This window comes from Sulfitobacter sp. SH24, assembly GCF_965641895.1.
In the GTDB taxonomy this organism is placed as follows: Bacteria; Pseudomonadota; Alphaproteobacteria; order Rhodobacterales; family Rhodobacteraceae; genus Sulfitobacter; species Sulfitobacter dubius.
Genome location: NZ_OZ282575.1, coordinates 564065 through 588654 on the forward strand (window position 1 = coordinate 564065; position 24590 = coordinate 588654).

At 62.4% G+C, this 24590-nt stretch carries 19 protein-coding genes; 6 read left to right on the forward strand and 13 right to left on the reverse strand.

Annotation, left to right across the window (positions count from 1 at the left end; all coding sequences use genetic code 11):
* Positions 1–12: 12 nt before the first annotated feature.
* Both ACSQ16_RS05200 and ACSQ16_RS05205 read right to left on the reverse strand, forming a co-directional pair.
* A complete protein-coding gene (locus ACSQ16_RS05200; RefSeq protein ID WP_243261393.1) occupies positions 13–1005 on the reverse strand; it encodes an NADPH:quinone reductase in 993 nt (330 codons plus the stop codon).
* Positions 1006–1082: 77 nt separating this feature from the next.
* Positions 1083–1592, reverse strand: coding sequence for an SH3 domain-containing protein (locus ACSQ16_RS05205; protein WP_243261392.1), 510 nt, complete (start codon positions 1590–1592; stop codon positions 1083–1085).
* A gap of 155 nt (positions 1593–1747) precedes the next feature.
* Between ACSQ16_RS05205 and ACSQ16_RS05210 the strand changes: the two genes are divergently transcribed.
* From ACSQ16_RS05210 to ACSQ16_RS05230, 5 genes are all read left to right on the forward strand, one after another.
* Positions 1748–2734 (forward strand): 2-hydroxyacid dehydrogenase, encoded by a 987-nt coding sequence (locus ACSQ16_RS05210; RefSeq protein WP_243261391.1) that lies wholly within the window; start codon positions 1748–1750, stop codon positions 2732–2734.
* A gap of 101 nt (positions 2735–2835) precedes the next feature.
* Positions 2836–4239 (forward strand): FAD-binding oxidoreductase, encoded by a 1404-nt coding sequence (locus ACSQ16_RS05215; RefSeq protein ID WP_243261390.1) that lies wholly within the window; start codon positions 2836–2838, stop codon positions 4237–4239.
* A gap of 262 nt (positions 4240–4501) precedes the next feature.
* Positions 4502–4855, forward strand: coding sequence for a TM2 domain-containing protein (locus tag ACSQ16_RS05220; protein WP_243261389.1), 354 nt, complete (start codon positions 4502–4504; stop codon positions 4853–4855).
* 205 nt (positions 4856–5060) lie between these two features.
* Positions 5061–7553, forward strand: coding sequence for a GcvT family protein (locus ACSQ16_RS05225; protein ID WP_243261388.1), 2493 nt, complete (start codon positions 5061–5063; stop codon positions 7551–7553).
* 11 nt (positions 7554–7564) lie between these two features.
* A complete protein-coding gene (locus tag ACSQ16_RS05230; RefSeq protein WP_243261387.1) occupies positions 7565–8296 on the forward strand; it encodes a hypothetical protein in 732 nt (243 codons plus the stop codon).
* A gap of 92 nt (positions 8297–8388) precedes the next feature.
* Here the strand turns inward: ACSQ16_RS05230 and ACSQ16_RS05235 are convergent, their stop codons facing one another.
* From ACSQ16_RS05235 to xdhA, 11 genes are all read right to left on the reverse strand, one after another.
* A complete protein-coding gene (locus ACSQ16_RS05235; protein ID WP_243261386.1) occupies positions 8389–9177 on the reverse strand; it encodes a glycoside hydrolase family 25 protein in 789 nt (262 codons plus the stop codon).
* Positions 9174–9827 carry a DUF938 domain-containing protein gene (locus ACSQ16_RS05240; protein ID WP_243261385.1) on the reverse strand — a complete coding sequence of 218 codons (654 nt, stop codon included), beginning with the start codon at positions 9825–9827 and terminating at the stop codon, positions 9174–9176. Before ACSQ16_RS05240 ends, ACSQ16_RS05235 begins: the two co-directional genes overlap by 4 nt.
* A complete protein-coding gene (locus tag ACSQ16_RS05245; RefSeq protein ID WP_243261384.1) occupies positions 9824–10762 on the reverse strand; it encodes an aldo/keto reductase in 939 nt (312 codons plus the stop codon). The genes ACSQ16_RS05240 and ACSQ16_RS05245 overlap by 4 nt, the downstream gene beginning before the upstream one ends.
* Positions 10763–10827: 65 nt before the next feature.
* Complete coding sequence (locus ACSQ16_RS05250) at positions 10828–11445, reverse strand: glutathione S-transferase family protein (RefSeq protein ID WP_243261383.1); 618 nt, start codon at positions 11443–11445, stop codon at positions 10828–10830.
* A gap of 114 nt (positions 11446–11559) precedes the next feature.
* A complete protein-coding gene (locus ACSQ16_RS05255) occupies positions 11560–12633 on the reverse strand; it encodes a BMP family ABC transporter substrate-binding protein (RefSeq protein ID WP_243261382.1) in 1074 nt (357 codons plus the stop codon).
* Positions 12634–12704: 71 nt separating this feature from the next.
* Entirely contained in the window at positions 12705–13625 is a 921-nt protein-coding gene (locus ACSQ16_RS05260) for an ABC transporter permease (protein WP_243261381.1), read from the reverse strand.
* Positions 13625–14707 (reverse strand): ABC transporter permease, encoded by a 1083-nt coding sequence (locus tag ACSQ16_RS05265; protein ID WP_243261380.1) that lies wholly within the window; start codon positions 14705–14707, stop codon positions 13625–13627. The genes ACSQ16_RS05260 and ACSQ16_RS05265 overlap by 1 nt, the downstream gene beginning before the upstream one ends.
* Positions 14708–14749: 42 nt before the next feature.
* Positions 14750–16267: an ABC transporter ATP-binding protein gene (locus tag ACSQ16_RS05270; protein WP_243261379.1), complete on the reverse strand. Its 1518-nt coding sequence runs from the start codon at positions 16265–16267 to the stop codon at positions 14750–14752.
* Entirely contained in the window at positions 16264–17019 is a 756-nt protein-coding gene (gene xdhC / locus ACSQ16_RS05275) for a xanthine dehydrogenase accessory protein XdhC (RefSeq protein ID WP_243261378.1), read from the reverse strand. The genes ACSQ16_RS05270 and xdhC overlap by 4 nt, the downstream gene beginning before the upstream one ends.
* Positions 17016–19430, reverse strand: coding sequence for a xanthine dehydrogenase molybdopterin binding subunit (gene xdhB / locus ACSQ16_RS05280; protein ID WP_243261377.1), 2415 nt, complete (start codon positions 19428–19430; stop codon positions 17016–17018). The genes xdhC and xdhB overlap by 4 nt, the downstream gene beginning before the upstream one ends.
* A complete protein-coding gene (xdhA, locus tag ACSQ16_RS05285) occupies positions 19427–20818 on the reverse strand; it encodes a xanthine dehydrogenase small subunit (protein WP_243261376.1) in 1392 nt (463 codons plus the stop codon). The genes xdhB and xdhA overlap by 4 nt, the downstream gene beginning before the upstream one ends.
* Positions 20819–21017: 199 nt before the next feature.
* Here xdhA and dnaE point away from each other — a divergent pair, with 199 nt between their 5' ends.
* Positions 21018–24554: a DNA polymerase III subunit alpha gene (gene dnaE / locus ACSQ16_RS05290; protein WP_243261375.1), complete on the forward strand. Its 3537-nt coding sequence runs from the start codon at positions 21018–21020 to the stop codon at positions 24552–24554.
* The last annotated feature ends 36 nt before the right edge of the window (positions 24555–24590 follow it).

Sequence of the window (24590 nt, forward strand, 5' to 3'; positions counted from 1 at the left end):
TCAATTAGTGCGCTACCCCTGACAATCGAGCAGCACCGCCCCGTTGCGGTGTCCGGCCTCGACAAGTTCATGGGCGCGGGCAGCTTCGGAGAGCGGCAGGACAGTGTCGACAGGACAGCGCAGGGCGCCATCTTCCAGCGCATGATGCAGGCGGGTGATCGCCTGTTCGCGCGGGCCTGCGGGCAGCAGATAGATTAGGATGATGTCGATGGTCACCGCTTTGAACAGCAGCGGGTAGAAGGGCAGTGTGGGCGACATTTCCCCTGCCGAGCCATAGGCGGCGATGCGGCCGTTGGGGGCGATGACTTCGGTATCGGTGGTGAGGTTCAGGCCGAACTCCGTTTCGACGATGGTCTCGACAGGCTTGCCGCCGTTGGCGTCCAAAACGGCGGCGGCGAGATCGGGATCGGCGTAGCTCAGCACCGCATCAGCGCCAGCATCGCGGACCAGATCACTGTCGCGCGGGCTGCAGGTGGCAATCACCTTGGCCCCGCCCCATTTCGCCAATTGCACGGCAAGGTAGCCCACCGTTCCGGCACCGCCTTGAATAAGCACCGTCTCCCCGGCCACCCCGCCGCCGCCGAAAACGGCGTGGCAAGCGGTCAGCCCCGGAATCCCAAGCTGCGCGCCGGTCTCAAAAGAGACGCCTTTGGGCAGCGGCACGGCCTGATGCGCGGGCAGGGTGATCCGCTGAGCCGCCGTGCCAAAGGCGCGCTGCCATTGGGCGTTCCAGACCCAGACCTTTTGACCCACCCGGGCAGAATCAACGCCTGCACCCACCGCGATAATCTCTCCCGCGCCATCGCTGTGGGGGATGACCTGTGGGAAGGGTGGTTTGGTCACGCCGGGGCGGGTGCCCGCGCGGGCCTTGACGTCAGAGGGGTTCACGCCCGAATGGCTCAGCGCCACGCAGACCTCGCCGGGTTGCGGTGCGGGGCTGTCGATTTCCGACAGGCGCAGCACATCGGCAGCGGCTCCGAATTGGTCATAGGTGATGGCGTGCATGGTGCTTTCTCCGGCTTGAATTCAACGCGCAGAGTGGCGCATGCGCCGGGATCATGCAATTGGCCTGAAGGGCGGGCTTATTCGCGCAGTTCCTGAGGGCCGACACCCCAAAGCCGTACTTTGGGCGCCCAGCCGGTAAAGCCGCCCGAGCGTAGTTCGCACCATTCCAAAGTGCATTCGCCCAAACGCGCCACCACGCCCAGTTCCAGCCGCGCCACCACGGCGGCCTTTGGGTCTGGGTTGACGTGAAGCTGCAGCATGTCTTGCTCAACCAGCACGGTGCGGGTGCCCGACAAAAGCGAGTAATGCACCCAGCCGCCCATGCCGTCGCGGTCCTCTACCCGGCGCCAATGGCCGTGTTCGGCGGTGATCCTGAGCGGCAGATCGCGGCGTTTGTAAACCCAGTCGATCCGATGCGACAGCGAAGGGCCGCGACGCACGTTGCCCTCTGAGGCTTTCATCGAAACGAATCGGGGGAGGGGCAGGTTGGTGACCTGTCCGCGCGCCTCTTCTGCGGCCCCGGGGCTTGCCTGAGCCAAAAGCAGCGCGCCCACCAAAAGGGTGCTGCGAAAGAAAGCGGTTATCATGGAATTGCCTGCTATGCGGTTCACTGCTGTGGGTCGGTGCTGTGCAAATCTGCGGGTTATTGTTGCTCTTTTTCCGGCGCGAGTTCTTGTGCCTCGTCGCTGCATGAGACACCATGCCCCGGAAACGAGGCGACGCCAAGACCGGGAGAGCAGGCATGTCAAAGAAGCGGTTGAGTGTTGTAGTGACGCGACGGTTGCCAGAGGCGGTGGAAACACGGCTATCAGAGCTGTTTGACGTGACCCTACGCGAAGATGACAGGCCCATGACCCGCGAGGAATTGGGCGCGGCGATGCGCCAAGCGGATGTGCTGGTGCCAACGATCACGGATGAGATCGACGCGCCGCTGATCACCCAGGCGGGCGAGCGGTTGAAACTGATCGCGAATTACGGGGCGGGGGTTGATCACATTGATGTGGCCACCGCACGCCAGCGTGGCGTATTGGTGTCGAACACCCCCGGTGTGCTGACCGACGATACCGCCGATATGACCATGGCGCTGATCTTGGCCGTCACCCGCCGTATGCCTGAGGGCATGGCGGTTATGCAGTCTGGCAATTGGGATGGCTGGGCGCCGACGGCCTTGATGGGCGGTCGGGTCGGCGGGCGTCGTTTGGGCATTCTGGGCATGGGCCGGATCGGTCAAGCCGTGGCGCGCCGGGCGCGGGCCTTTGGGATGCAGGTGCATTACCACAACCGCAAACGTCTGCGCGAAGAGGTCGAAGGCGCTTTGGAGGCGACCTATTGGGACAGCCTTGACCAGATGGTCAGCCGGATGGATGTAATCAGCGTCAACTGTCCACATACGCCCAGCACCTTTCATCTGATGAACGCGCGCCGTTTGGGCTTGATGAAGCGAGACGCTGTGATCGTAAACACCTCACGCGGGGAGGTGATCGACGAGAACGCCCTGACGCGGATGCTGCGCACTGGTGACATCAAAGGCGCGGGGCTGGATGTTTATGAGCATGGGCGGGAGATTAATCCCCGTCTGCGCGAGTTGAAAAACGTCGTGCTGCTGCCGCATATGGGCTCTGCCACGCTCGAAGGCCGGATTGAGATGGGCGAGAAGGTTTTGATTAATATCAAGACCTTTGACGATGGTCACCGGCCGCCAGATCAGGTTGTGCCCTCCATGCTGTAAGCCCGCAGGGGCGGCGGACTGGCGGCTATTGGATGAATGTATTTTCGCAGTTGCGTCCGCAGGCCTTCCTGCGGCGCACAGACGCTGTTGGGAGATGAGAATTGACGAAGATCGCAGAATTGCCGCGCAATGAGGCGGGTATTGCCGCCGCGCTAGAGGAACTGGTCCAAGCCTTTGGGCCCAATCTGCTGACGGGCCAAGCCATTCGCGAACAGCATGGCCACACCACCACATGGATCGAGACGCAGGCCCCCGACGGGGTGGTCATGGCACGTTCGACCGACGACGTGGCGCAGGCGGTGCGCATCTGTGCGGCGCATAAAGTGCCGGTGATTGCCTTCGGTACGGGAACCTCGCTGGAAGGACATGTAAACGCCCCGGCGGGCGGGATCTGCATCGATGTCAAGCAGATGGACCAAGTGCTTGAGGTGAACGCGGGCGATCTGGATTGCCGGGTGCAGCCCGGCGTGACCCGCGAAGCGCTGAACACCCATCTGCGCGATCAGGGGCTGTTCTTTCCGATCGATCCCGGTGCCAATGCCTCGCTCGGTGGGATGACGGCGACACGGGCCAGCGGCACCAATGCGGTGCGCTATGGCACGATGAAAGATAATGTGCTGAGCCTTGAGGTGGTCATGGCCGATGGCCGGGTGATCCGCACCGGGGGCCGGGCGCGGAAATCTTCGGCGGGCTATGATTTGACGCGGTTGATGGTGGGCTCGGAAGGGACGCTGGGGATCATCACTGAGATCACGCTGCGCTTGCAAGGCATTCCCGAGGCGATCTCCTCGGCGCGCTGTTCCTTTCCGACGGTGCAAGCGGCCTGCGAAACGGTGATGGCGGTCATCCAATATGGACTCCCCGTAGCCCGGATTGAGCTTTTGGACGCCGATGTGGTGAAGGCGGTGAACGCCTATTCCAAGCTGACCTTGCCCGAAACCCCGCTTTTGTTGTTGGAGTTCCACGGCTCAGAGGCGGGCGTGCGCGAACAAGCCGAGACCTTTGGCATGCTGGCCGAGGAATTCGGCGGCACCGGCTATGCGGCGACCACCACGCCCGAAGAACGCAACAAGCTGTGGCAAGCACGGCATGATGGCTATTGGGCGGTGCTGGCGCTGCGTCCGGGGTGCAAGGCCGTGGCCACAGATGTCTGCGTGCCGATCTCGCGGCTCGCCGATGCCGTGGTCGCGGCACAGGCGCGGGCGGAGGAGTTGAAGCTGATCGCGCCCATCGTGGGCCATGCGGGGGATGGGAACTTTCACGCGTCGCTACTGATCGACATGGACGACGCCGACGAGGTGGCGCGGGGCGAGACCTTCGTGAGTTGGCTGGCGGAATTGGCGATCTCCATGGACGGCACATGCACCGGCGAGCACGGGATCGGGCAGGGCAAGCGGGCCTATCTGAGCAAGGAGTTGGGCGCTGCGGTGGATGTCATGACGACCCTCAAGGCGGCGCTGGATCCGGACAATATTCTGAATCCGGGGAAGATTCTGCCGGGGTGAGATGGCGTGGCCTGCCCTGATGTTGTGCGGCGGGAAATGAGGTGCACGGTATTTGGAAAAGGATGAAGTTGGGGGGGAGGGGCGCCTCAATGTCCGGTTTCGCGGTTTGCAACTCTGGTTGAGACAGGACGTATAGATTCCCCGCAAAAATTGAATTCTGAACTATACAATGAATTTCTTGCTGATACTTTTGTTGGGCAGGTGATTAAAAGCTGCAAAGCCGTATTAAGGCATTGTTTTAGTAAACGAACTAGGGACTTTCATGACACTTTCTACAGAACAGCAAATTTTGATTGAACAGCGCGTGACCAATGAGGCGAAATCGGTTGTCGTAGCTTACGTTCTTTGGGCTTTCTTGGGTGGGTTTGGCGCGCATCGCTTCTACCTCGGGAAGACAGGTTCGGCCGTAGCTATGCTTTTGCTAACCATCTTTTCGATCCTGACGATGGCTATTCTCATTGGCATGTTCACTCTCATCGCCGTCGGTATCTGGGTAATTGTGGATGCTTTCTTGATCCCCGGCATGATCAATAACGAACGTAGCAAGCTGCGAGATCAGCTGACGTCTAATGCCGATATTACCAACGCCGCACTACTGAACAAGGCTACCATCTAACTTTTCGGATTATTCTGAAAGCGGATGCGCGTCCAACAGGGCGCGCATTTTTTGTGAACAACCCTTTCATTATGCATGGGAAGGTCCTTTCGTAAGAAAGATTTTCCTATTGCGTCGCTTTTCCCCACTGAGGGGTCGGGAGACTAGCGCAGTGCTGTTCATGGCGCACTAAAAGAGAGAATGTTAGGCATAGAGGAACCTGATCATGAAAACGCAAGTCAAAGCTTTGGTTGTCGGTGGCGGCGCGGTTGGCACCTCGATTGCCTATCATCTGGCGAAGGCCGGTTGGGATGATGTGATGCTTTTGGAGCGGGATGAGTTGACGTCGGGCTCGACGTGGCATGCGGCGGGGCTCTTGCCTTTGTTTAACATGTCTTTTGCGACGACGCATATCCATCAGTACTCGGTCGAGTTTTATAAGACCTTGGAGGCTGAAACCGGGCTGAATGCGGGATTTGCCGTGGTGGGTAATCTGAGGATGGCCCAGACGGATGCAAGGATGGATGAGTATATGCTCTATGCCTCCACCGCGGAAACCTGTGGCGTGCCGTATGAATGGCTCACCCCGGATGAGATCAAGGCGAAGTGGCCGCTGATCGAGACATCGGATTTGAAGGGGGCGCTTTATCACCGGACCGACGGGTATATTAACCCTGCTGATGTAACCATGGCGATGGCCAAGGGTGCGCGGCAGCGGGGCGTGGCGATTGAGCGCAAGTGGCAGGCGGATGCGTTTGAGTGGAATGGCACCCATTGGGAAGTGATCTGCACCAAGATGGTGGAGAAGGGCGGGAACCTTGTGCCGTCGGAGGAGCAGATCGTTATCACCGCCGAGCATGTGGTTACTGCCAGCGGCAACCATGCGCAGCGCACCGCGCAGATGCTGGGGATCAAGATGCCTGCGATTCCCGTGGAACATCAGTTTATCGTCATGGATCGCGATCCGGCGCTGGTTGATTATCGGGCAGCGGGGAACGTTGAGCATCCGGTGATCCGCGATGCCGATGCGCAGAGCTATGTGCGTGAGGAACGGGGCGGTTGGATCCTTGGGGTCTATGAGAAAAACGCGCCGGCGCGGTTTGAATATGGGGTGCCGGACAGTTTCCGGGCGGATCTGTTTCAGTTGGATTTGGAGCGGATCGAAGATCAGTATATGGCGATGAACCACCGCATCCCCTCGGCTGAGGATTGCGGGTTGAAGGACGATTTCAACGGGCCGATTTGTTATACGCCGGATGGTAATCCGCTGGTGGGCCCTGCGCCGGGCTTGCGCAACATGTGGTTGGCGGAAGGGTTTTCGTTTGGGATCACGGCTGCTGGGGGCACGGGCTATTACCTCGCGCAGATGATGGTTGAGGGCGAGGCCGAGATCGATATGGCGAGCCTTGATCCCAACCGCTACGGCGATTGGATGACCACGGAATATGCCGCGCGGAAGAATGAGGAAGCCTACGATCACGTGTATATTCTGCACCACCCGGATGAGGAGCGCCCCGCTTGCCGGCCGCTGCGGACCTCTCCGGCATATGACCGACAGGCGGCGCGGGGGGCGCAGTTTGGGCAGGTGAACGGCTGGGAGCGGCCGAATTATTTTGCGCCTGAGGGGTTTAGCGACCATGACAGCCGCTCGTTCCGGCGCGGGGGCTGGTGGCAGCATGCGGTGGAAGAGGCGCGGGCCATTCGCGAGGGTGTGGGGCTGATTGATGCCACGGCCTTTACCAAACATTTGGTCCGCGGTCCGGGGGCGACGGCATTTCTGGATTGGTTTACCTGCAACAAGCTGCCGTCGGTGGGGCGGATCAATCTGACCTATGCGCTGACCGGGGCGGGGACGACGCGGACGGAATATACCATCGTGCGGCTGGCACAGGATGAATATTATCTGGTCTCTGCGGGGGCGTGGTCGGCTTATGACAGTGACTATCTGCGCAAGGCGATTGCCGACAAGATGCCTGAGGTGGGCTATGTCGAATGTCATGACGTGACCACGCAGTGGGGTGTATTTGCGATTGCTGGGCCGAAGTCGCGTGACGTGTTGCGTGATTTGGTGCGGGATGCGGAGCCCGACACGGTGCTCAGCAACAAGCGGTTCCCTTGGCTGACCATGCGCAACATTGAGCTGGGCATGGTGCCGGTGCGGGCGATCCGGGTGGCCTATACCGGGGAACTGGGCTGGGAGTTGCACCACCCGATCGAAATGCAGAACCATCTCTTTGATGCGCTTGAGAAAGCTGGCGAACCGCATGGGATGAAGCTGGTTGGTGCCCGGGCGCAGAACTGGCTCAGGCAGGAAAAGAGCTACCGTGCTTTTGGCAATGAGTTGGGCCGGGATGCAACGCCGCTAGAGGCCGATCTGCCACGTTTCGTGGATCTCAGCAAAGAGTTTCACGGGAAGCAGGCGATGGTCGATCACGGCATCCGCGTGAAATGCGTGACGCTGTTGATCGACGGGCCCGAGGATGCGGACCCCTGGGGGCGCGAGGTGCTCTATAACGGCGAGCGGCGTACCGGGCGGCTCACGTCGGGTGGCTATTCCGTTGCATTCGGCAAGAGCATCGGCATGGGCTATGTGCAAGCTGAAGACGCGGTGGTAGGAACAAAGCTGAAGGTAAAGATGCTTGACCGGATGTGGGAGGCCGAAGTGGTCGAAGACAGTCCCTATGATCCGAAGAACCAGCGCATCCGGGCGGACGGTTGATCCGGCGGGGGGTGCTCGCATTTTTCTGTGTGCTGGCGCTGACGGCGGCGTTATTGCGGGACAATCCGGTTGTCAGCGCGGCGCAGGGCTATGCCGCGGATGTGGCGACCACGGCGGCTGCGTCCTATGTCACGTTGCGCACGTTGAACGCCTTTTTGTCGACCGCGCAGGAGATCGAGGTGGGGCTCTCGTTCATCGCTTCGGGCTCAGCGCGGCCATTGAAAGTGTTGGAGCCGATTGACGACACGGTTGAGCGTATCGCCGGGTTGGTCTTTGGCGTGATGGTGGCTACGGGCGTGATCGCGGTGGCCTTGGGGCCGGTGAGTGCGATTGGCCTGGGGTTGTTGGCGGCAGCGCTGGCAGTCTGGGCGCTGAGCAAGCGCGGTCACGCAGGGCTGCCACGGCGGCTGGCGTGGTATGGCGGGTTTTTAGGGCTTGCCTTACCGCTGGCCTTGGTTGTGTCCGAGCCGCTGGCGGGGCAGCTTACCGAAGGGGCCTATCTGCGCAATATGGAGGTGATTGAGGAGATCACCGCCCGTGTCGGCGGCAGTGAGGCTTTGGGTGAAGAAGAGCCGGGTCTGACAGAATACCGACAACTTGCCAGCAATCTTTGGAGCCGGGCGGATGAGTTAATCGGCGCTTTGCTGGCGGTGTTGGGCGTGCATGTGTTTCGGATTTTCCTGTTGCCGCTCTTGCTGGTGGGCGGGCTTTTTGTCGTGGCACGTCATTATGCGCGGGATTGACGCGCAACAGTGGCGTTGCGCGCGGGGCTGCTGAGGCGCAGCGGTATTTAAGAAAGGATGAAAGGGGGAGGAGGTGCGCCCCCCTTTGGCGTTTAGCGTGCGGCGCGGGTGGCGATCCAGTTTTGCCATTGGGCGCTGTTGCCGGAGAAGGCGTTGAGGTCTACGTCACCGCCGATGCCGGGGACGATGCCGGTGGCGCTGTATTGCCAGAAGCGCCAAGTTTGGCCGGGGTAGGCCTCGGCTGGGGTTTTGGCGGTGGTGCGCAGCCAGAAGTCATAGCCGTTAAAGCCGGATAGGCCATTTTCGCGGTAGAATTTTGGGGTTGTATAGATGATCGGGCGCTGGCCGTAGTGACGCTCTACCACGGCGAGCCAGCGGCGCATTTGGTCGCGGACCTCTGATGCTGGGGGCCGGATGTGGGCGCAGGTGGGGGAGAAGGGGTTCCATTCCATGTCGAGCACCGGGGGCAGCATGCCGGGGGTGCGCGGCACGTTGCGGATGAACCAGCGGGCCTGATCCTCGGGCGAGGTGCAGAAGTAGTAGAAGTGGTAGGCGCCGCGTTTGACAGCGGCTTGGCCTGCGCCTTGCCAATGGGTATCGAAGTTAATGTCTTTGAGGTCGCCGCCTTCAGTGGCTTTGATGAAGGCGAAGTTCACACCGTTTCTGCGGGCGGTGTTCCAGTCGATGTTGTTCTGAAAACGGGCCACGTCGATCCCGTGGACGGGGAAGGATTGCGGATTGCGACCGTTGAAGTCCACCGGGTCACTGTCGCTGAACCGCGCCGGGAAGAGCGTGCCGGGATCGGCGGGAGGCGGGTTGCCGGGGCGGCCACAGGCGGCGAGGGCCAGAAGCGACAGGATCAGGGCGCGACGGAGGATCATGGGCTGGGGTTTCCTGCGATAAAGGCGAGATTGTTGGCGGGCATGGCTACCTCGTCGATGGGGCTGAGGCCAGCATCGCTAAGCCAGCGGGCCATGTCGAGGTTGTCTTTGTAGCCGATCATTGGGTCTGCGGCGCGCAGTTCGGCGTCAAAGCGGGTGTCGCCGGGAGAGGTGGTTTGGCCTGCGCGTTTGAACGGGCCGTAGAGGATGAGCTTGCCGCTGGGGGCAAGGGCGGCGGCAGCCTCGGTGATGAGGCATTGGGTGGCTTCGGTCGGGATCAGGTGCAGGAGGTTGGCCAGCATGATCAGGTCGAAGGGGCCATATTCGCCCGCCCAGCCGGGGCTGGTGGCGTCGAGCGGAAGGGGGGAGGCGATATTGGGCAAGGCGGCCTCGGCTGCGTAGGCGTTGATGCTGGCGCGGCGGGCGGTGTCGATGTCGCTGGGGTGCCATGTGAGACCGGGGAGGCGTCTGGCGAAGCCCAGGACATGTTGCCCGGTGCCACTGGCAATCTCCAGCGCGCGGCCTGTTGGTGGCGCGTGATCCGCCAGCAGATCGCAGAGCGCGTCGAGGTTGCGCGCGGCGGCGGGTGCGAAGAGCCGGTCGCCGCCGGCAGCCTCGGCGACGCTGGCACTGGGCGGCAGGCGGGTCATGTCTGTGCTTCCAGCCGGTCGGTGGCGGGTGGCGGCGTTGGCGAGAGGGCTGCAATCGCGGCGTAGGTCTGCGGCGTCATCTGATAGGTCAGCGCCGCGAGCGAGGGTTCAAGCTGCGCCAAAGAGCGGGCAGAGATGATCGGCGTCGGCCGCGTGGGGTGGGCTGCGGCCCACGCCACGGCGAGGGTTGCAGGATGAGTGCCCAGATCGCGGGCGAGAGCGGCCAGTCCGGCTGCGGCGCCGTGCATTGCTTCTTGACCGTAGCGGGCGGCATAGCGCTCATCTTCGCTCAGGCGGCCTGTGCCCCCGGTGGCGTATTTCCCGGTCAGCAAGCCGCCGCCCAGAGGGGAGTAGGGGGCGACGAGGATGTCGAGGTCGTGGGCCATGGGCAGGGTTTCGACCTCGGCTTGGCGTTTGACGAGGTTGTACATCGGTTGGATCACGGCGATCTCAAGGCCGAAGTCGGCGGCGATATGGGCTGCTTTGACGACCTGCCATGCGGCGAAGTTCGACAGGCCCACTTGGCGGATGTGGCCGTGCTGTTTTACCTCGGCCAGCGCGGCGAAGCTTTCGGTCAGGGGTGTCTCGGGGTCGAAACGGTGCAGGTAGAGCACGTCAAGCGTATCAAGCTGCATCCGCTGGCGCGACGTCTCGGCAGAGGCGAGGATATTGGCGCGCCCTGCGCCGCCGGTATAGGCGGCTTTGGTGGCCACGATCAGGCTGTCGCGGCGGTCTTGCACAAACTGGCCCAGAAGCGTCTCGGACGCCCCATCGGTATAGACATGCGCCGTGTCGAAATGCGTGATCCCCGCCTCGATACAGGCGTCGAACATCGCGCGGGAGGCTGTCGCATCAGCGCGACCACCGAACTGCATGGTGCCGAAGGCGAGGCGGCTGGCGGGGGTGCCATCAAGGCTGGTAAGCATCTGTGTCATGCCCGATTGGTGGCATGGGTGCCGCCCGCGCGCAATGGGTTTGGCGCGGGGCAGGCGGTGGGGCGCTAGGCCGCTTGCGGCTCACCCTTTTCAAGGGCGCGTTGATAGGCCGGGCGGCTTTGAATCATCTCGACGAAGCCTTTGAGGGCGGGGTAATCCGCGGCGCGGCCTTGGCGCATGGCAACCTCGGCGGGGAAGCTCAGCATAATGTCGGCTGCCGACAGCGTATCTTGCACGAAGTGGCCGGAGGCCCGCACGAGGCTGTTCATGTAGCTGTAGTGGTTGTCCAGCTCGGAGCTGATGCGCGGGTGCAGAGGGGCTGCGGCATCGCCCAAGCGCGAGACATAGAGGTTGAGCAGGATCGGCGTCATGGCAGAGCCTTCGGCGAAATGCATCAATTCCATATGGCGCAAGAAGGCGGGCGTATCGCGTTCGGGAATCATTTCGGGGGCGAAGCGGGTGCAGAGCAGATCGACGATGGCGGCGCTTTCGACAACCAACTGGCCGTCAATCTCAATCATCGGGGATTTGCCCAGAGGGTGCACCAGTTTCAACTCGGGCGGGGCGAGGTTGGTCTTGGCATCCCGTTGGTAACGGATGATGTCATAGGGCTGATCCAACTCCTCCAGCAGCCAAAGGATGCGCTGTGAGCGAGAGCGGTTGAGGTGGTGCACGGTGATCATGGCAGGGCCTTTCGCGAAGTGGGAAGGGCGAGCCTAGCAACACCGACACGGGCCGCAATGAAAAAGGGGCGCGCGGTTGCCCGTGCGCCCCTGTCGTCTATCAGCCCGTTCGGCTTATTGCGGGATCGTGCCTTCGATGCCTTCGACATAGAAGTTCATGCCCGCCAGCGTGCCGTCATCGGCGGTCTCGCCTTCGGCCAGCCACGCGGAACCGTCCTGCTTGTTGATCGGCCCGGTGAAGGGGTGGTAGTCGCCAGACGCGATCTTGTCTTTCAGTTCCAGCGCTTCGGCTTTCACGTCCGCAGGCACAGCGTCAGAGATCTCGCCGATGCCGACCATGCCCGGCCCAATGCCGTCCCATGTGTCTTTGGATTCCCATGTGCCATCCATGACCGCTTTGACGCGGTCGATGTAGTAGGGCGCCCAGTCGTCGATGATCGAAGAGACGCGCGGCTTGGGACCGTATTGCGCCATGTCGGAGGCTTGACCGAAGGTGATCACGTTGCCCGCTTCCTGTGCCGCCGCTTGGGGCGCGGTGGAATCGGTGTGTTGCAGGACCACGTCGGCGCCCTGTTCGATCAGTACCTTGGCGGCGTCGGCTTCTTTGGCCGGGTCAAACCATGTGTAGGCCCAGACGATTTTGAACTGAACGTCGGGGTTTACTTTCTTGGCGTGGATATAGGCGGAGTTGATGCCGCGGATGACTTCGGGGATCGGGAAGGAGCCGATGTAGCCGATGATGTTGCTTTCGGTCATCGAGCCCGCGATGTGGCCTTGAATAGCGCGGCCTTCGTAGAAACGCGCGGAATAGGTCGAGACGTTGTCGGCGCGTTTGTAGCCGGTGGCGTGCTCAAACTTCACATCGGGGAATTTCTTGGCGACGTTGATGGTGGGGTCCATGTAGCCAAAGGAGGTGGTGAAGATCAGGTCAGCACCGTCGAGCGCCATCTGCGTCATCACACGCTCGGAATCGGGGCCTTCGGCAACGCTTTCGACGAAAACGGTCTCGACCTTGTCGCCGAACTCTTCTTCGACGGCCAAGCGGCCTTGGTTGTGCTCATAGGTCCAGCCGCCGTCGCCCACGGGGCCGACAAAGACAAAGCCGACCTTGGTCTTGTCTTGGGCAACAGCGCCCGAAGCAAGGCCGAGCGCAAGTGCCGCGCTGGTCATAAGGGTGGTTAGTTTCATGAGGTTTCCCCTGTTTACGTGCCCCTTGCCGGGGCTTGATGTGCGGCGCAGGGCCGCGTGACGTTATGCCCCTAGTTCGAGGCGTGGAAGGTTCGGCCCAGTGAGGCCGGCGCGGCGCTTTTGTCCGCCGACAGCACCACCAGAACGATGATGGTGATGATATACGGTGACATTGCCAGATACTCTACCGGAATGGCAACGCCCGCGCCTTGCAAGTTCAATTGCAACTGGGTGATGCCGCCGAAAAGATAGGCACCCAAAAGCGCCCGCCATGGCTTCCATGAGGCAAAGACGACGAGGGCAAGGGCGATCCAGCCGATCCCGGCGGTCATGCCTTCGGTCCATTGCGGCACACGGATCAGGCTGATGTAGGCCCCGCCCAAGCCCGCGCAGGCCCCGCCGAAAAGGATCGCGGCGGTGCGGATGCGTTTGACCTTGTAGCCAAGCGCATGGGCCGCGTCGTGGCTTTCGCCCACGGCGCGCAGGATCAGCCCGGCGCGGGTGAACTTCAGCACCGCCCAGACCCCGGCGACCAGCGCGATCCCGAGGTAGAGGATGATGTCATGGGTAAAGAGGATCGGGCCGATCACCGGGATCTCGGCCAGCGGGCCAAAGTCGATATCGCCCAGCCGGGGCGGTTTGATCCCGACGTAGCTTTGCCCGATCAGCGCCGAAAGGCCGAGGCCGAAGAGCGTCAGCGACAGACCAGAGGCGACTTGGTTCGCCAAAGTGACTTGGGTTAGGAAGGCAAAGAGGAGGCTCAGCGCCGCGCCCCCGATAGCGGCGGCGGCAAAGCCGAGTAATGGCGAGCCGGTCTCGACCGCCGTGGCAAAGCCGCAGATCGCGCCGGTGATCATCATGCCTTCGACGCCGAGGTTCAGTACGCCGGATTTCTCGACCACCAATTCGCCGATGGCGGCGAAGATCAGCGGCGTGGCCGCGACCAAAAAGCCTGCGACGAACAAAAGCGGGTTGATTGCAGAAAGATCCATCAGACAGCCTCCGCCGCGCCAAAGCGCAGCCGGTAATGAGTGAAAACGTCCAGCGCGAGCAGGAAGAACAGGAGCATGCCTTGGAACACCTGAATGGCGGCGGCGGGCAGGCCGAGGTTCGACTGCGCGATGTCACCGCCGATATACGTCAGTGCCATCAGCCCGCCCGCAAGCAGGATGCCGATGGGATGCAAACGGCCAAGGAAGGCCACGATGATCGCGGTAAATCCATAACCTACGTTGAAGTCGATGGTGATCTGACCCGAGGGACCGGAGACTTCGAACATGCCCGCAAGCCCAGCGAGCAGACCCGAGGTGCCAAGGCAAAACAGCACCAGCCGCGCCGGGTTCACGCCTGAGAACCGCGCCGCGCGGGGCGCTTCGCCGGTGACGCGAATGGCAAAGCCGAGACGGTGTTTGGTTAACAGCACATAGGCAAAGATCACCGCGATCAGCGCCGCGACCACGCCCCAGTGCATACCAGAACCGGCAAAGAGTTCGGCGTTATGGGCAGAAGCGTATTGTTGCAGGTTGCGCGAGCCGGGAAAGCCGTAGCCTTCGGGGTTTTTCAGCAAACCCAATGACATAGACGCAAGGAACTGCTCGGCGACATAGACCAACATTAGCGAGACGAGGATCTCATTCGTACCAAAACGCACCTTCAAAAGGGCCGGGATCATCGCCCACGCCCAACCGCCCAAGGCCCCCGCGAGCACCATCAGCGGGAAGATGTACCAGCCCTCCGCAGGGTAGAACGCCAGCCCTACAGCCGCGCCAAAGATGGCGCCCATGATGTACTGCCCCTCGGCCCCGATGTTCCAGATGCCCGCTTTGAATCCAAGGCTGAGGCCGATGGCGATCAGCACCAAGGGCGCGCCTTTGATCAGCAGTTGCGGGCGGTAATAAAAGGCATATTCGCCAAACAGTGGCTGCCAGAAAATCGTTTGCAGCGCCTCGACCGGGTCTTTGCCAAGCACGGCGAACAAGAGCCCGCCGAAGATGAAAGTGGCCAGCACCGCCATGATAGGCGTCGACAGCGAAAGGGCCCGACTGGGCTGCGGGCGCTTTTCAAGGCGGATCACAGATCACCCCCAATGGTCAGAGTGAAAGATGCGAGGTTTGGCTTAGACATGCGCCACCTCCATGCCATGTGCGCCACCCATCATCAGGCCAATCTCTTCGACAGTCAGCCCCTGCGCGGGGCGCGTTGACGACAGGCGGCCTTCGTTTAGCGCGGCGAAATTGTCGGAAATCTCCATCAACTCATCAAGGTCTTGGCTGATGACGATCACGGCGGTCCCGCCCGAGGCGAGATCCAAAAGCGCCTGCCGGATCGCGGCGGCGGCAGAGGCATCGACGCCCCATGTGGGCTGGTTCACCACCAAAAGCTCAGGCCGTTGCAGCACTTCGCGTCCGATAACGAATTTCTGCAAGTTCCCACCCGACAGCGACCGCGCCGCATTGCCGGGGCCGGGGGTGCGCACGTCAAATGTCTTGATGATCTTCTCGGCAAAGCTGCGCGCCTTGCCCCAGTCGAGCATACCGCCCCGCTCCAACCCTTCGCGGGCGGCACCGGTGAGCATGGCGTTTTCTGTGAGCGACATATCCGGCACGGCGGCGTGGCCAAGCCGTTCTTCGGGGGCGGTCAAGACGCCCAGTGCGCGGCGGGCGGTGGGGCCAAGAAGGCCGATGTCGCGCCCGTCAAAGGTAATCATGCCCGCGCCGACCAGTGTTTCACCCGAGAGCGCGTTGAGCAATTCGTCCTGCCCATTGCCCGCGACGCCGCCGATGCCCAGCACCTCACCGCGCCGCACCTCGACCGAAATCTCGCGCAGCGGCATGCCGAAAGCATGGGCCGATCGCGCCGAGAGTTTGTTCAGCGTCAGCGTCACCTCGCCCGGCTCTTTGCTGTCGCGCGTGGGTGTTTTCAGTGCTGAACCGACCATCATTTCTGCCATGTCGCGCGCCGAGGTCTCACGCGGGGTGCAATGGCCGACGACCTTGCCCAACCGCAGGATCGTCGCGCTGTCGCACAGGCTGCGGATCTCTTCGAGCTTGTGCGAGATATAAAGGATCGCGGTGCCCTCTGCGCTGAGCTTGCGCAGGGTCTTGAACAGGATTTCAACCTCTTGCGGGGTCAGAACCGATGTCGGCTCGTCCATGATCAGCAGTTTGGGATCCTGCAGCAGGCAACGGATGATCTCAACCCGCTGACGTTCCCCCGCCGATAGATCGCCGACGATGCGGTCCGGCGCAAGCGGCAGGCCGTAGGTGTCCGACACATCGCGGATTTGCTGGCTGAGTTCACGCATGCGCGGCGGGTTTTCCATGCCGAGGGCGATGTTCTCCGCCACGCTGAGCGCATCGAAAAGCGAGAAGTGTTGAAACACCATGCCGACGCCCGCCTGTCGTGCCGCATGGGGATCGGTGGGGGCAAAGTTCTCGCCCCGCATTTGCATCTGGCCCGCGTCAGGTTTGACCAGCCCGTAGATCATTTTGACCAGCGTAGACTTGCCCGCGCCATTCTCGCCCAGCAGGGCGTGAACCTCACCCGGAGCGATCCGCAGGGACACGTCATCGTTCGCGACGACGCCGGGGTAGGCCTTGGTCAACCCAGAGAGGTCGAGAAGTTTGTCAGTCATGCGGAAACCTTTGTCTGGGTCCGGGCGATGAGAGAGATCAACGCACCATGTGCAATCTGGGCGGGCAGCTTGCCCAGCGACTTATCGCCAATAGGGCAGATGATGCCAGAGGGATCCAGCCCCATGTCGCGCAAGCGGCGGGAAAACCGTGACTTTTTTGTGTCAGAGCCGATCAGGCCGACGCTCTCTGCCCCGCGTTTAAGCAAGGCAGCGCAGAGGGCGAGGTCGATGTCATGGGAATAGGTGAAGATCAGGTGATGCGCGTTTTGCGGCGCGTGGGCGGCAAGGCGCGGCATGTCGGCGGTGGGCGCTATAGCAACACGGGGTGGGACGTGATTGGGGAAGCGGTCGCGGGCGCTGTCGATCCATGTGATGGCAAAGGCACGCGGCGGGCATGCGGCCACCACCGCGCGGCCCACGTGCCCCGCGCCCCAGAGCCAAAGGGGCGTGTCGCTCTGCACATTCGGCAGTGGCAGTGGGGTGGCCGCGTCCAATGGGCGCGGCGAGGTTGTGTAGCGCAGGCTCACCGCGCCGCCACAACATTGTCCTAGGCCGGGGCCGAGCGGCACGGTCTGCGTGTCCTCAAGCCGCCCGTTGGCTAGCATTTTGCGGGCATGTGCAATCGCCTGATGTTCCAGCGCCCCGCCGCCGATGGTGCCGTCGATACTGTCCGCCGTGACTTTCATCACCGTGCCCGCATCGCGCGGGGCCGATCCGCGCGTGGCGGTGATCTCGACGAAAATCGCGGTCATTTCCGCGCCCGTCCCACGGCGGCCAGGACGGCCTCGGCTGTGGCGGGCGCTTGCAGATCGCCGTAGTTGTCGCCGCAGGCCGATACCGCATCCGACAACGCCATGAAGGCCGAGATGCCCAGCATGAAGGGCGGCTCGCCCACGGCCTTGGAGCGGTAGACCGTCTGCGCCGGGTTGGGTTGGTCCCAGAGCGTCACGTTGAAGACGGGCGGCCGGTCGGAGCAGGCCGGGATTTTGTAGGTCGATGGCGCGTGGGTGCGCAGGGTGCCGGTTTCGTCCCAGACCAGTTCCTCGGTCGTGAGCCAGCCCGCGCCTTGTACGTATCCGCCCTCAATCTGGCCGATGTCCAGCGCGGGGTTCAGCGAGGCGCCCGCATCATGCAGGATGTCAGTGCGCAGGATGCGGTTTTCGCCGGTCAGCGTGTCGATCACCACTTCGGTGCAGGCGGCACCATAGGCGAAGTAGTAGAACGGCCGCCCGTGTCCGGCGATGCGGTCCCATTCGATGTCGGGCGTTTTGTAAAATCCCGTGGCCGAAAGGCTGACGCGGTTCTCGTAAGCCGAAGCGGCAGCGGCGGCGAAGGTGATCTCCTCGCCCCCGATCCGTACCATGCCGTCGGCAAAGCGCACTTGATCCGGCGTGGTCTGGTAGCGTTCCGCCAGATGCGCCGCCATGCGGTCGCGGATCGTGTCGCAGGCATTTTGCGCGGCCATGCCGTTGAGGTCCGAGCCCGAGGACGCCGCCGTGGCCGAGGTGTTTGGCACTTTGGCGGTATCGGTGGCGGTGATCTTGACCACCTCGGGCGAGACGCCAAAGCGCGAGGCCGCGACTTGCGCCACCTTCTGGAACAGCCCTTGGCCCATCTCGGTGCCGCCGTGGTTCAGGTGGATCGAGCCATCCTGATAGACATGCACCAGCGCGCCCGCTTGGTTGAGGTGCGTAAGCGTGAAGGAGATGCCGAATTTCACCGGGGTGATGGCGATGCCGCGCTTGAGTAGCGGGTTTTGCGCATTCCACTTCCCGATGGCCGCGCGGCGGGCGTCGTAGTCGGCGCTTTCGACCAGTCGGTCGGTCAGCGCGTTGATAATGCAATCGGTCACCGGCTGTTGGTAGGGCGTGGTCTGCACATCGGATGGCGTGGCCGGGATTGCGGGTTTGCCCGTCGGCACAGGGGGCGCGCCGCGTGACGATAGATCGGCCTCCGCATCCGGCGGGGTACGGTTGTCGATGGCGGTGCCGGTGTTCTCCACCTCGGTCGGGCGGTGGGCGTTGTCGGTGTAGTAATTCGCCCGGCGCACGGCGAGCGGGTCGAGGTCCAGCTCTTGGGCGATATGGTCCATCACGCGCTCAATGCCGACGATCCCCTGCGGGCCGCCGAAACCGCGAAACGCCGTGGCGCTGGCGGTATTGGTGCGCAAGCGGTGCGAGGTGATGCGGATGTCGCGCAGGTGATAGGCATTGTCGGCATGCAGCATGGCGCGGTCGGCTACGGGCAGCGACAGGTCCATCGACCAGCCGCAGCGGGTGTAATGCGTGACGTCCAGCGCGGTGATCCGGCCCGCCTCGTCGAAGCCGACATCGTAGCTGATGCGGAAATCATGCCGTTTGCCGGTGATGATCATGTCGTCATCGCGGTCATAGCGCATCTTGCAGGGCTTGCCGGTCAGCAATGCCGTCACCGCACAGGCCACGGCCAGCGCATTGCCCTGACTTTCCTTGCCGCCGAAACCGCCGCCCATGCGCCGGGTCTCGACCCGCACGGCATGCATTGGGCGGCCGATGGCATGGGCTACTTTATGCTGAATTTCGGTTGGGTGCTGGGTCGAGGAATGCACCAGCATGTCGCCATTGTCCTGCGGCAGCGCCATGGCGGCCTGACCTTCAAGATAGAAATGCTCCTGCCCGCCCATTTCGATCTGGCCCGAGAGGCGGCGGCTGGCCTTGGCAAGCGCTGTCTCAGCATCGCCCTTCTGGTAAATGCGCGGGCCGTCTTCGAACCGGCTGTCGGCGGCGAGCGCCTGCTCGACGGTCAAGATCGGATCACGCGGGGTGATCTGTGGCGTGCCCAGTTGCGCGGCGCGCCGCGCGGCAAGGTGGCTGGTGGCCACGACCAGATAGAGCGGTTGGCCCGCGAAATGGATTTCGCCCGTCGCCAAAAGCGGCTCGTCATGGTTCGAGGGTGAGGTGTCGCAGTCATGGACGAGATCATCGGCGGTCAGCACTTTGACCACGCCGGGCGCAGACCGCACGGCGTCGAGGTCAAGCGCCGTCAATTCGCCCGCCGCGACGGGGCTGAGGCCAAAGGCCAGATGCAGCGTGCCGCGCGGCGTGGGGATGTCGTCGACATAGCGTGCGGCGCCGGTGACATGGAGCATCGCCGCATCATGGGGAAGGGGCTTTGCAACGCTCATGCCGAGACCTCCAGCAGGTTGGTGGCTTGACCGTTGGCGTCATGGAAATAGCGCAACAGCATGTTTTGCGCCGCCTCCATCCGGTAGCTGGCAGAGGCGCGCATGTCCGACAGTGGGGTGAAGTCTTGTGCCATCGCCTCCATCGCCTTGCGGATGGTTTCTTCGCTCCACGGCTGGCCGACCAGTGCCGCCTCAGCCGCAGCGGCGCGTTTCGGTGTTGCCGCCATGCCGCCAAAGGCGATGCGCGCGGTGAGGATTTCGGTGCCATTGCCGGTGATCGACATACAGCCGCAAACCGCCGAAATGTCTTGATCGAAACGTTTCGACAGTTTGTAGCAGCGCAGGGTGTCATGCTGGCGCGGCACGGTGATGGCTTCGACGAATTCGCCCGGCGCGCGGTCTTGCTTGCCGTAGTCGAGGAAGAAATCCTCCAGCGGCAACTCGCGACGCGCATCACCGCGCCGCAGTTGCAGGGTCGCCCCAAGCGCAATCAGCGCGGGCGGGCCGTCACCGATGGGCGAGCCATTGGCGATATTGCCGCCCAAGGTCGCTGCATTGCGCACCTGCGTCGAGCCATAGCGCCGCAGCATGGTGCCTAGGCTGGGGTGCAGGGGGCTCAGTTTCGCCTCAACCTCGGTTAGCGTCGTCATCGCGCCAATGCGCAGGCCGGTTTCATCCTCGGTAATCCCGCGTAGATCCGCGCAGCGGTTGAGGAAGGCCACGGCGCCAAGATCGCGGAAGCCTTTGGTGACCCAAAGGCCAACATCTGTCGCCCCGGCGATCAGTGTGGCGTCCGGATTGTCGAGATACCAGGCGGCGAGTTCGTCGCTGCTTTCGGGTTGCACATGCGGTGCGCCGTTGGCTTTGGCGGGCGCGGGGATGTCCTGCGCCAACTTTGACTTGAGGGTGCGTAAATGCTCTGGCACCGGCGCGCCTTCGGCGGCTTTGGCCGCGCGGATGATCGGCGCGTAGCCAGTGCAGCGGCAGAGGTTGCCTGCCAGTTGCACGTCATGGTCCGTTGCACCGTTTAAATGCGCCGTGGCCATCGACACTACGAACCCCGGCGTACAGAAACCGCATTGGCTGCCGTGGTGTTCGACCATCGTCTCCTGCACCGGATGCAGCGTGCCATCGGCGCTGGCCATGCCCTCAACCGTGGTGACGGCTTTGGCATTCACCTGCGGGAGGAAGAGGATACAGCCGTTCAACGCACGGCTTCCCTCCGCATCGGTAATCATTACCGAACAGGCCCCGCAGTCGCCCTCGTTGCAGCCCTCCTTGGTCCCGGTCAGCCCGCGTTCTTCGCGCAGCCAGTCAAGCAGGGTGGTGGTCGGGGACACGTTGGAGAGTGACACGACTTCTCCATTGAGAAGAAAAGTGATGTCCATTGGTTCTCATCCGCCGCGGTACAAAGTGGCCCATATCATTGCGCGGGGTTCGATGCGGCGTAGAACCGGGCGCGGGCGAGGTAGAGGTCAGGCTAGCGGGGCAGGGGGCGTTTTGGCAAGGAAAAATACCTTGGGCGAAAAATGCGCTGGGCGCGATCGGGTGCTGGTGCCTCAGGGGTGGCTGGCGTAGTTTGCGGCCATGTCAAATGATCCCCGATTCATTCATCTGCGTAGCCATTCCGAGTATTCCTTGCTGGAGGGCGCGCTGCGGCTGAAAAAGCTGCCCGGCATGTGCCGCGATGCGGGCATGCCCGCGCTGGCACTGACCGATAGCAACAACATGTTTGCGGCGCTGGAGTTTTCCGTCGCTATGGCTGGCGCCGGTGTGCAGCCGATCATCGGCTGTCAGGTTGATGTCGCCTATGTCGAGGTGCAGCCCGGTGAAAAGCCGCGCCCACCCGCGCCGATGGTGCTGCTGGCGCAGAGCGAATTGGGCTATGAGAATTTGATGAAGCTGAACTCCTGCCTCTATCTCGACAAGGGCGGGGCCGTGGCAGAGGTGACGCTGGACGAGTTGGAAGCGCTGAGCGCCGATATCATCTGCCTGACCGGTGGGCCAATGGGGCCGGTGGGCATGCTGTTGCAAGGCGGCCAGCGCCCGGCGGCAGAGGCGCTGATGGCGCGGCTGCAGGGTGCCTTTGGCGACCGGCTTTATGTCGAGTTACAACGCCACCCCGAAGACGGCGGCCAGCCCGAGCCTGAACGCCTGACCGAGCGTGGCTTTGTCGAGATGGCCTATGCGATGGACATCCCGCTGGTGGCCACCAATGACGTCTATTTCCCCAAGCCCGACATGTATGAGGCACACGATGCGCTGATCTGTATCTCGGAAGGTGCTTATGTCGACCAGCAGCAACCGCGCCGCCGTCTGACCGCGCAGCATTACTTCAAGTCCCAAGCCGAAATGGCAACGCTCTTTGCCGATCTGCCCGAGGCGCTGAGCAACACCGTCGAGATCGCCAAACGCTGCGCCTTCATGGCCTACCGCCGTGATCCGATCCTGCCGAAGTTTGCCGATGATGAGGTCGCCGAGCTGCGCCGTATGGCCAACGAGGGCCTTCAAGCGCGTCTTGCTGTGATCCCCCATGCGGTGAGCGTTGAGGAATACCAAAAACGTCTCGATTTCGAGTTGGGCATCATCGAAGGTATGGGCTTCCCCGGCTACTTCCTGATCGTTGCCGACTTCATCCAATGGGCTAAGGATAACAACATTCCGGTGGGGCCGGGCCGGGGCTCGGGTGCGGGCAGCCTCGTGGCCTATGCGCTGACGGTCACCGACCTCGATCCCCTGCGCTACTCGCTGCTGTTTGAACGTTTCCTCAACCCCGAACGGGTTTCGATGCCCGACTTCGACATCGACTTCTGCATGGACCGCCGCGAAGAGGTGATCCGCTATGTGCAGGAGAAATATGGCCGCGACAAAGTGGGGCAGATCATCACCTTCGGTGCGCTGCTGTCCAAGGCTGCGGTGCGTGACATCGGGCGTGTGTTGCAGATGCCTTATGGGCAGGTCGATCGTCTGTCCAAAATGATTCCGGTTGAGGGGGTCAAACCCGTCAGCATTGAAAAGGCGCTGGCGGATGAGCCGCGTCTGCGGGAAGAGGCGAAGAACGAAGAGGTCGTGGCGCGGCTTCTCGACTACGGCCAACAGGTCGAAGGCTTGCTGCGGAACGCATCGACCCACGCGGCGGGGGTGGTGATCGGGGATCGACCGCTCGATCAGCTTGTGCCGCTCTACCAAGACCCGCGCTCTGACATGCCCGCGACGCAGTTCAACATGAAATGGGTTGAACAGGCCGGGCTGGTGAAGTTCGACTTTCTGGGCCTGAAAACCCTGACCGTGATTCAGAATGCCGTGGATCAGATCAAGGCGGGGGGGCGGCATCTGCATCTCGCCGCCGATGGGCGCGAGCTTTACCAACCACCCGAGGGGCACGTTGACGACGTGGCCACGATCCCGCTCGACGATGCTGCGACCTACAAACTCTATTCCAGCGCCAAGACCGTTGCCGTGTTCCAGGTGGAATCCAGCGGCATGATGGATGCGCTCAAGCGCATGAAGCCGACCTGTATCGAGGACATCGTGGCTCTTGTGGCGCTTTACCGTCCCGGCCCGATGGAGAATATTCCGACCTATTGTGAGGTGAAGAACGGCCAGCGCGAATTGGAATCGGTGCACCCCAGCATCGACTACATCCTTGAAGAAACCCAAGGCATCATCGTTTATCAGGAACAGGTGATGCAGATCGCGCAGGTCATGGCGGGCTACAGCCTTGGCGGCGCGGACTTGCTGCGCCGGGCGATGGGTAAGAAAATTGCCGAGGAAATGGCCAAGGAACGTCCCAAGTTCGAAAAGGGCGCGATGGCCAATGGGGTCGATAAAAAGAAGGCGGCGGAGGTTTTCGACCTTCTGGAGAAATTCGCCAACTACGGTTTCAACAAGTCCCACGCTGCGGCCTATGCGGTGGTCAGCTACCAGACCGCTTGGCTGAAAGCGAACCACCCGGTCGAGTTCATGGCCGGGGTGATGAACTGCGATATTCACCTGACCGACAAGCTGGCGGTGTACTTCGAAGAGGTGCGCAAGCGGCTGGAGTTGCCTTGGGTGCCGCCTTGTGTGAACCGCTCGGATGCGACGTTCAAAGTGGTCGACGGCGCGCTGGTCTATGCATTGGGCGCGTTGAAAAACGTCGGGCTTGAAGCGATGAAACTGGTGACCGAGGGGCGTAAGGTAGATGGCGTCGATAAGCCCTTTGCCACGCTTTATGACCTCGCACGGCGAGTGGACCTGAAGCGCGTCGGCAAGCGGCCTTTGGAAATGCTGGTGCGCTCGGGGGCCTTTGATCAACTCGACAGCAATCGGCGACGGGTATTCCAATCGCTCGACGGGCTGGTGAGCTATTCGGCGGCGATCCATGAGCAGAAGGCCAGCAATCAGGTTTCGCTCTTTGGTGAGGCGGGCGACGATCTGCCAGAGCCGCGCATGTTGCCCTGTGATGACTGGCAATCGGCGGAGCGGTTGGCCGAAGAATTTAAAGCGGTTGGTTTCTACCTCTCTGGTCACCCGCTTGATGACTACATGGTGCCGCTGCGCCGTAAATGGGCGCGGGAAACCGGGCTGCCCTTCCTCACGCTGGACGAGTTGACCGAGAAGGTCAGCACACGCGGCGCGATGAATGCCCGGCTGGCGGGGGTCGTCGCCGGGCGGCAGGAGCGGAAATCGGCGCGAGGCAACCGTTTTGCCTTTGCGCAGCTATCGGACACCACGGGCGGCTATGAGGTGACGCTGTTCTCCGACACGCTGGAACTGGGGCGGGAACATCTCGAAGTCGGCTCGAAGATCGTCATCACGGTTGAGGCCACGATGGAAAGCGATCAGCTTAAATTGCTGGGCCGGTCGGTGGCACCCATTGATGCGGCGGTGGCGGATGCGGGCAGCATGGGGCTGCGGGTCTTTATCGATGGGCCGGGGGCGATTCAGGCGGTGGCCGATGTGCTTGACGGCGCGCGCCAAGCGGTCAAGGCGGCCGGCAAGGGGCCGGTGCAGTTCTGCCTGATGGACCCAAGCCTGCCGGGCGAGGTTGAGGTCGATCTGGGCCGGGAGTTCCCCGTGACACCGCAGATCAAAGGCGCGATCCGCTCGCTCGACGGGGTGATGGAGGTCGAGGAAATCTAACCCCGGCGGCGCGCGCAGATCCGCCCTTTTTCCGCA

Bases quoted from the DNA above. Each gene is read 5' to 3' on its own strand.
- ACSQ16_RS05200 (WP_243261393.1), bottom strand. From the start codon at position 1,005: ATGCACGCCATCACCTATGACCAATTCGGAGCCGCTGCCGATGTGCTG.
- ACSQ16_RS05205 (WP_243261392.1), bottom strand. From the start codon at position 1,592: ATGATAACCGCTTTCTTTCGCAGCACCCTTTTGGTGGGCGCGCTGCTT.
- ACSQ16_RS05210 (WP_243261391.1), top strand. From the start codon at position 1,748: ATGTCAAAGAAGCGGTTGAGTGTTGTAGTGACGCGACGGTTGCCAGAG.
- ACSQ16_RS05220 (WP_243261389.1), top strand. From the start codon at position 4,502: ATGACACTTTCTACAGAACAGCAAATTTTGATTGAACAGCGCGTGACC.
- ACSQ16_RS05225 (WP_243261388.1), top strand. From the start codon at position 5,061: ATGAAAACGCAAGTCAAAGCTTTGGTTGTCGGTGGCGGCGCGGTTGGC.
- ACSQ16_RS05235 (WP_243261386.1), bottom strand. From the start codon at position 9,177: ATGATCCTCCGTCGCGCCCTGATCCTGTCGCTTCTGGCCCTCGCCGCC.
- ACSQ16_RS05240 (WP_243261385.1), bottom strand. From the start codon at position 9,827: ATGACCCGCCTGCCGCCCAGTGCCAGCGTCGCCGAGGCTGCCGGCGGC.
- ACSQ16_RS05245 (WP_243261384.1), bottom strand. From the start codon at position 10,762: ATGACACAGATGCTTACCAGCCTTGATGGCACCCCCGCCAGCCGCCTC.
- ACSQ16_RS05250 (WP_243261383.1), bottom strand. From the start codon at position 11,445: ATGATCACCGTGCACCACCTCAACCGCTCTCGCTCACAGCGCATCCTT.
- ACSQ16_RS05255 (WP_243261382.1), bottom strand. From the start codon at position 12,633: ATGAAACTAACCACCCTTATGACCAGCGCGGCACTTGCGCTCGGCCTT.
- ACSQ16_RS05260 (WP_243261381.1), bottom strand. From the start codon at position 13,625: ATGGATCTTTCTGCAATCAACCCGCTTTTGTTCGTCGCAGGCTTTTTG.
- ACSQ16_RS05270 (WP_243261379.1), bottom strand. From the start codon at position 16,267: ATGACTGACAAACTTCTCGACCTCTCTGGGTTGACCAAGGCCTACCCC.
- xdhC (WP_243261378.1), bottom strand. From the start codon at position 17,019: ATGACCGCGATTTTCGTCGAGATCACCGCCACGCGCGGATCGGCCCCG.
- xdhB (WP_243261377.1), bottom strand. From the start codon at position 19,430: ATGAGCGTTGCAAAGCCCCTTCCCCATGATGCGGCGATGCTCCATGTC.
- xdhA (WP_243261376.1), bottom strand. From the start codon at position 20,818: ATGGACATCACTTTTCTTCTCAATGGAGAAGTCGTGTCACTCTCCAAC.
- dnaE (WP_243261375.1), top strand. From the start codon at position 21,018: ATGTCAAATGATCCCCGATTCATTCATCTGCGTAGCCATTCCGAGTAT.